4 protein-coding genes, 1 pseudogene and 1 CRISPR repeat array are annotated in these 7,867 nt (G+C 56.8%); all 5 genes and pseudogenes read right to left on the bottom strand.

Annotated features, from left to right (window positions below; translation table 11 throughout):
* The 5 genes and pseudogenes from BAA01_03070 to BAA01_03050 all read right to left on the bottom strand — a co-directional run bounded on the left by BAA01_03070 (window position 1) and on the right by BAA01_03050 (window position 7,681).
* Window positions 1-79, bottom strand: a pseudogene (locus tag BAA01_03070) (transposase).
* A 91-nt stretch (window positions 80-170) separates the two neighbouring features.
* A CRISPR array of direct repeats spans window positions 171-4,609; the repeat unit is 32 nt; unit sequence GTTTCAACCCACGCCCACGCACGGTGGGCGAC.
* A gap of 170 nt (window positions 4,610-4,779) precedes the next feature.
* The gene (locus BAA01_03065; GenBank protein OUM85362.1) at window positions 4,780-5,070 is read right to left on the bottom strand and encodes a CRISPR-associated endonuclease Cas2; all 291 of its coding nucleotides are present in this window, start codon (window positions 5,068-5,070) and stop codon (window positions 4,780-4,782) included.
* A gap of 12 nt (window positions 5,071-5,082) precedes the next feature.
* Window positions 5,083-6,114, bottom strand: coding sequence for a subtype I-C CRISPR-associated endonuclease Cas1 (locus tag BAA01_03060; protein ID OUM85361.1), 1,032 nt, complete (start codon window positions 6,112-6,114; stop codon window positions 5,083-5,085).
* A 4-nt stretch (window positions 6,115-6,118) separates the two neighbouring features.
* Window positions 6,119-6,802 carry a CRISPR-associated protein Cas4 gene (locus BAA01_03055; protein OUM85360.1) on the bottom strand — a complete coding sequence of 228 codons (684 nt, stop codon included), beginning with the start codon at window positions 6,800-6,802 and terminating at the stop codon, window positions 6,119-6,121.
* A gap of 3 nt (window positions 6,803-6,805) precedes the next feature.
* Window positions 6,806-7,681: a type I-C CRISPR-associated protein Cas7/Csd2 gene (locus tag BAA01_03050; GenBank protein OUM85359.1), complete on the bottom strand. Its 876-nt coding sequence runs from the start codon at window positions 7,679-7,681 to the stop codon at window positions 6,806-6,808.
* Window positions 7,682-7,867 lie beyond the last annotated feature (186 nt).

Here is a 7,867-nt window from a genome sequence, read left to right as displayed (position 1 = left end):
TCGACCTTTCCTCCTTCAGAATTTCCAGCACGATTTGGGCTTTTTGTTCCGGTGTAAACGTTCTGCGGATGGTTGTCATCAACTAAGAAACTCCTTTTTTGTTGTCTAGTTTTCGTAGTCCATTATAGTGGGCGACCATCTACAAGTACAAAAATCCGGGTCAGCTCAACGTTTCAACCCACGCCCACGCACGGTGGGCGACCAAAACGCCTAGACATGACTTCCCGAAAGAGATGGGTTTCAACCCACGCCCACGCACGGTGGGCGACGTTACTCCGGGAGTGTCGTTTTCCCGGGAGAAGAGTTTCAACCCACGCCCACGCACGGTGGGCGACAAATTCTGCCAAGCGAACGAAAAACCAAACATCAGTTTCAACCCACGCCCACGCACGGTGGGCGACTCGGAGAGTCATTAGGTCTGGCGAAGCAGTCCGCTGTTTCAACCCACGCCCACGCACGGTGGGCGACCGGGAGACACAGCCTCTGACGCAGGCGGGTTTCGGTTTCAACCCACGCCCACGCACGGTGGGCGACTTGATGTTTCCGACTTCTGGCGGACTGAACAGCGTGTTTCAACCCACGCCCACGCACGGTGGGCGACTTGCAACGCGGGACGCTTTGCGGTTGTCTGAAAGGTTTCAACCCACGCCCACGCACGGTGGGCGACATCACCCTCGACGAAAATGGCGTCGGTACGGGCGTTTCAACCCACGCCCACGCACGGTGGGCGACGTGGCCGCCTCCAGCTGCGCGATGCCGGCGTTAGTGTTTCAACCCACGCCCACGCACGGTGGGCGACCGGCGTTCGCCCCCTCGGCGCCAACACCCACGGCCAGTTTCAACCCACGCCCACGCACGGTGGGCGACCGAAATAGCTTTCACGACGATGTTGGGTGACGCGGAGTTTCAACCCACGCCCACGCACGGTGGGCGACTTATGCTTGGTTCGATGCGAGCGAAGGCGAAGTGGTTTCAACCCACGCCCACGCACGGTGGGCGACAAGCGCATCAACGATTATCTGGGCATCAAGCCCGAGTTTCAACCCACGCCCACGCACGGTGGGCGACTTAGAGGATGGACGAAGAGTACTTCATCAAAGGGGTTTCAACCCACGCCCACGCACGGTGGGCGACGCTTGATCGTCTCGACAGTGTGCTGGACTTCCTTGTTTCAACCCACGCCCACGCACGGTGGGCGACGACTGGCCACGGGTATTTGTTTGTCAGCGGTGCGGGTTTCAACCCACGCCCACGCACGGTGGGCGACGTTTGGACGGGTGTTACGATTTCTTCGACGCGGAGTTTCAACCCACGCCCACGCACGGTGGGCGACAAGCGGCTGCTTTGCTTTCCGTGGACCGTTTCGGTTCGTTTCAACCCACGCCCACGCACGGTGGGCGACTCCAGACGTGAGGGCGAGGAGAAAGAGTGTGTAATAGTTTCAACCCACGCCCACGCACGGTGGGCGACCCGGACGGTTTCGGCGGCCGACAGGGATGAAGTCCTGTTTCAACCCACGCCCACGCACGGTGGGCGACCAACCAGGCACAAGCACGCCGCCGAGGTTTCCGGCGTTTCAACCCACGCCCACGCACGGTGGGCGACCCAGTTATCGTCCCCCCGATGATCGTCCCGGCCTGTTTCAACCCACGCCCACGCACGGTGGGCGACCAGTGGCTCCGGGAGCATGTGGTGGACAAGCCTTGTTTCAACCCACGCCCACGCACGGTGGGCGACGAAAAGATGCCCTGCATGGGAGCGTCTAAGCAGGTTTCAACCCACGCCCACGCACGGTGGGCGACGGCATCGAGTCGTCGACGATGACGCGCTTGTTCATGTTTCAACCCACGCCCACGCACGGTGGGCGACGCGGGTCTTCGTTCACAATCATGAGATCGAACCAGTTTCAACCCACGCCCACGCACGGTGGGCGACCATTGTTATATGCCGCAAGGTTTGCAACGTAAATAGTTTCAACCCACGCCCACGCACGGTGGGCGACGTGTCTTCCTTGTCCACGTCCACAGTGGACGGGATGTTTCAACCCACGCCCACGCACGGTGGGCGACTCGATTTACTCAAAATATCATTCCTTGATGCAGAAAGTTTCAACCCACGCCCACGCACGGTGGGCGACCCTGTGGAGTTCTCCCAAGCCTTTCGGCGGCTTCTTGTTTCAACCCACGCCCACGCACGGTGGGCGACATGGAGCATATGAAATCGCCGCATATGGCGATTATGAGTTTCAACCCACGCCCACGCACGGTGGGCGACGAAAAGATCGTCCAGCCGCGATGCCACTGCGAGGTGGTTTCAACCCACGCCCACGCACGGTGGGCGACCCCCTCCCAAACGTCTGGCTCGGCGTCAGCGTGGAGTTTCAACCCACGCCCACGCACGGTGGGCGACTTTCTTAGCCATTCTCTAAACCTCTTTCTTTTTTCCGTTTCAACCCACGCCCACGCACGGTGGGCGACCTACGAGCCCGAGACGGACAAGAAAAACATCATTGTTTCAACCCACGCCCACGCACGGTGGGCGACCCATCATCAGGCGAGATTACTAGGCAATTTCATCGTGTTTCAACCCACGCCCACGCACGGTGGGCGACCTCATCAGGCGGGATTATTAGGTAATTTCATCGTGTTTCAACCCACGCCCACGCACGGTGGGCGACGCAATTCGGCGTACTCGTCGGACTCATAGTCTGGTTTCAACCCACGCCCACGCACGGTGGGCGACTTTTTCTGCTTGTTTTCTGTTTTTTGCTTCGAGGTTTCAACCCACGCCCACGCACGGTGGGCGACAGTATCTTGAAGGCTTGCAAAAGCAGTACGCAAGCGTTTCAACCCACGCCCACGCACGGTGGGCGACCACTGTTGACCCGGCGCGTGGGTCATGGTGGAGCGGTTTCAACCCACGCCCACGCACGGTGGGCGACCTGGAGCAGTGCTAACCGGGATAGGAGGTATTGGTTTCAACCCACGCCCACGCACGGTGGGCGACCTTAGACCGGTAAAGTTGGCCGTGGACATCGCAGGTTTCAACCCACGCCCACGCACGGTGGGCGACTCCGAGGTATTCAATGCCGTTGGGAATAGCGTCGTGTTTCAACCCACGCCCACGCACGGTGGGCGACGGGGTTCCTCAGGTGCCTGTTCCAGTTGTTCCGTCGTTTCAACCCACGCCCACGCACGGTGGGCGACTCGCATATTGCGTTAACGGAAAAATCACGAAAATAGTTTCAACCCACGCCCACGCACGGTGGGCGACATTTATGGGAACGGATACCTTTAGCATAAACGAGGTGTTTCAACCCACGCCCACGCACGGTGGGCGACCTCCGCGTAAACGCTTCAGAATGCGATCCAAAGAGAGTTTCAACCCACGCCCACGCACGGTGGGCGACGTGGCACACGATCGGCGGCGTCCGGCGGTGGCAAGTTTCAACCCACGCCCACGCACGGTGGGCGACGTGTTGCTACGATCCGGTGCAAAATACCGGATTACGTTTCAACCCACGCCCACGCACGGTGGGCGACGAGTATTTCCCGACGATCAAACGATATGGCGAGGGTTTCAACCCACGCCCACGCACGGTGGGCGACTCCTCCACCCGGATAGTATCCGTAATATTGGAAAAGTTTCAACCCACGCCCACGCACGGTGGGCGACCGGCGAATATGCTCGGCTGGTACAGGCTGTGCAAGTTTCAACCCACGCCCACGCACGGTGGGCGACGCGAAGCTCGTTGCGCTGACGGTCGTCGACGAGGTTTCAACCCACGCCCACGCACGGTGGGCGACGGCGTGACCGTGCCGGAAGCGATGGAGAAGGTCTCGTTTCAACCCACGCCCACGCACGGTGGGCGACGCGCTGACCTATACAGACGGAAACCTGGCGCTGGTTGTTTCAACCCACGCCCACGCACGGTGGGCGACAGCAACTCGCCCACGCCTGGCTCGGCCGCGGACCGGTTTCAACCCACGCCCACGCACGGTGGGCGACGACGTCACCAGCTACTATCCGAGCCTCATGATCGTGTTTCAACCCACGCCCACGCACGGTGGGCGACTGCTCAGTTTGACATAGGGGTGGCATGATGGAAGGGTTTCAACCCACGCCCACGCACGGTGGGCGACCGCGGCCTTGCGTGAGTTGGATGACTGAAAAAGCGTTTCAACCCACGCCCACGCACGGTGGGCGACATGTCCTCGTGTTCTACGGCATGGATCAAGTCAAGTTTCAACCCACGCCCACGCACGGTGGGCGACTCGCAGACTGGGCCCGTTGGTTCGCTAACCTTGATGTTTCAACCCACGCCCACGCACGGTGGGCGACTTAGCTCCTGCTCGGTCTTCGCCACTTCGCGCTGGTTTCAACCCACGCCCACGCACGGTGGGCGACGATCGGCTGGAGCATGAGATCGATCAGCGGGTGGAGTTTCAACCCACGCCCACGCACGGTGGGCGACGCGATTGGATATGAAAATGTTATGGGTTCATTAGATGTTTCAACCCACGCCCACGCACGGTGGGCGACAACCGGGCCGGAGTGGATATGCTTGATATGATTCGGTTTCAACCCACGCCCACGCACGGTGGGCGACTCTGTCTCCCAGAAACCTTGAAAAATAAGGAGAAAATTGCGATGATGCGCGAATCTGTGGTTAATGAGAAATAAAAAATCCTTTTTTTACATCGTAATCTTTACTTCCCTTACAAAATGAACATCGCGAACAAACTGGGGTTTTCATGATTATTGCAGGTTCGCGCACATTTAAACCATTATTACGCCTTCCGGATCATAACCCGGTTTGGCGCCAATATGTTCAACGCGTCCCCGCCAATTGGAACCCAGGTAGTAGATTCGCAAACTATCTTTTGATGGGTCGATGATTTTTTGAAGCTGATGTTTTAACTCGGCAAGTTGGGCCGGATCAAGCAGACATTCGAATACGGAGTTTTGCACGCGTTGTCCATAATTTTCGCAGCATTTTGCTACCCTGCGAAGTCGTGTTTGACCGGTTATGCTTGCCGTGTTTACATCATACGTGATCAACACCATCATGCCCAATTTCCCTCATTTTGCCACGAAGGGCGGATAATCATCAAGGTCCCCGCGCATATGACGAGCGAGAAGCAAGGATTGGACATATGGAAGCAGGCCAATCGGTACCTTCTCATCAATGAATGGATGCCGAAGTTCTTCGCGCTTTCTCAACTGCCACTCTGTCAACACTGTCTTTCGTGCATCCTCTTTGAGAATATAAGCTCCGGTTTCTTTTTGCAGAAAATCATCCGGCTGAAGTTGCCGGCGATTGATTAAAGACAACGCCAGCCGATCCGCCAGGAAAATACGGAATTCTTCCATTAAGTCCAGAGCCAAGCTGTTTCGGCCCGGACGGTCCCGATGGAGAAAACCGATCTGGGGATCCAGGCCGACGGATTCCAAGGCGTGCGTGATGTCTGATGCCAACAGGGTATACAAAAACGATAGCAGCGCATTGAGACGGTCGGTTGGCGGCCGTTTCACACGCCCGGAAATCTGAAAAAATTCCTTGTTGACCAAAACCTGCTCGGACAGTACGGAAAAATATTTTCTGGCAGCCAGCCCCTCCAAACCACGCAATTCGTCCAGTGATTCACATTTTCCTATCATGGAGGCATAATTGGCCAGATCCTTGCAGGCAACTTCCAACCGAGGGCGGTCCAATTTTTCGCCGTGATCGCGCAATGACCGCATGAGGGAAACTCTGGCATTCGCGAGTTTCGACAAGACGAAACGTTTTGCCAATCTCAAGCTGTGGCTTTCCGAATCGCTCCAACGGTACTGGGTTTTTCTCAAATACACGTTTCCCTTGGTCATCCCGGTGACTCTGGCTTTGAATTTCCCGGAAGGTGAAAGAAAAACAATCGTGACCCCATGGTCGACGCATAGTTCCATGGCCTCCGGGCTTACTCCCCGATATCCAAAAACCACGACCGATTCAAGATTAATGATGGGAATTTGGATTTCTTTTTTCTCTTCGGACCGTACGACCAGGGTTTCTCCCTTCGCTCCGATGTACACATCAGGTTTGGTCACGTATAAAGTGTTGAGAAGTTTTCGTATTTCTTCACACCTCCATTTCGTTCAGAAGCTGTTGAACGTAAGTCTTGGCTGAGCGAAATCCGGATTGACTCCATTTGGGCTGGCAAACGTCAAACAGGGAACAGGAGTCGCAATGCTTCCCGTATTTTGCAGACGGTGTGCGTTTTTCGGAAAAAAGCAGATGCATCTCCTCGGCCATGCGGTGGACGCGATCACGAAGAGATTCGGAAAAATACACTTCTTCCCTACGATTTATCGTTGCGTAGTATAGAAATCCGGATTCGATCCGGACGTTTAACATCTCTTCCAGGCAAATCGCCTGCGCGCAAAGCTGCACTTCATCCCGGTCGTCTTTTTTGGGACGGCCTTTTTTGTATTCGACGGGGACGACTCGCCAGAAGCCGTCCCGCCCGTCGAGCTGTATGGTTTGATCGCTTTCTTCGCTTACCCGGTGAAACTCCACCACATCTGCCGTGCCCCTGAGGCGAAGACGATCTGAAACCAAGGGCATGGCCCGGACAATCCGAAGCCTGCCCCTGGTTTCATCCGCGAACTCGTCGTCCGAACGTTCATGGACTTGATGTCCGATCACCGTGTGTACATTCTCCGCCCACTGCTGCTCGATATGGATGAGAGCCCACTGCCGGGGACAAAAGGCGTAATGCTGAATCCCCGACAGCATGAGGTAATCGTCGTCATCCCGGTACATGGCTCAGAGGATCTCCATGATCTTGACCCCTTGCGGGGCTTCACCCACGGCCACTTCGTAATCCTGATACGAGCGGGGGACGGAGACCTCCGGCTTTCTTCTGACCTGAACGAGCTGGAACAGCTTGTGTGCCTGGGCATTGCCCAAGGCCGTCTCGTGTTCGAATACGACGAGCTTCTGGGCGGACATTTTGCCGCGGGAAGCCGACCGGTCATGCTCAAACATCTGGACCAGAGCCGTCCAGAGCAGTTCCAGGTCCGCTTTGCTGAAGCCGGTTTGTTGAGCCAGCGGAGCGGAGACGTAACCTTCCACCCGATACAGGCCATACGGCACGAAGGCTTTGCGCCCCATGGTCCGTTCCTTCTCGGCGTCTTTTTCGTTGGTCACGGCCATCCTCGTTATGGTCGCTTCCATCGGCGAGATGGGATCGATGCTTTTGGCAAAGCCCAGCTGCACCGGACCGCGTACCTGGCCGCAATTGACCCCCGTGGTCATGACCGCGCCGAACGCCCGGATGTCAAAGTACTTGGCGCACATCCAGCGGGCAAGTTTCAATTGGTCTTCTCTTTTTTTGGCTTCCAGTTTGTCTTTGTCTTCTTTCACTTCAATGTCCGGATGGTGGTCAAACGCTTCCTTGTTCAGCTGATTGAGCACGACGCCTTCCCGGACGTAAATCTCATAACCGGGCTCTCCGGCTTTCGCGAGCTCCACGTAATTGCGAATCTTGCGTTTCAGGCACACGTCCGTGACCAGACCGGCCCCCGTTTCGGCATCAATCCGCGGCAGGTTGCCGGCGTCCGGGTCGCCGTTCGGATTCCCGTTTTCCACGTCGAACAGAAGGACAAATTCATACCGTTGGTTGATCGCTTCGTTTTGCATGGACAATCCCTCTCCTCGTATAGTAGTTTTTGAAGGCAGTTGCCTGGCCGATTTCCAGTCTCCTCGGGGACTGGAGGCCACCTTCAAAATTTCCAGCTTGCTCTTTGAAAATTTCACATCAGGGACTGGACTTTCCGGCATGCCTCCGGACAATGGTACTCAGGGGCCATTCGGGGAAATTCGACT

Source organism: Bacillus thermozeamaize (assembly GCA_002159075.1).
GTDB lineage: Bacteria > Bacillota > Bacilli > ZCTH02-B2 > ZCTH02-B2 > Bacillus_BB > Bacillus_BB thermozeamaize.
The sequence above is the reverse complement of the archived record's forward strand: the minus strand, read 5'-3'. Positions and strand labels throughout refer to the sequence as shown.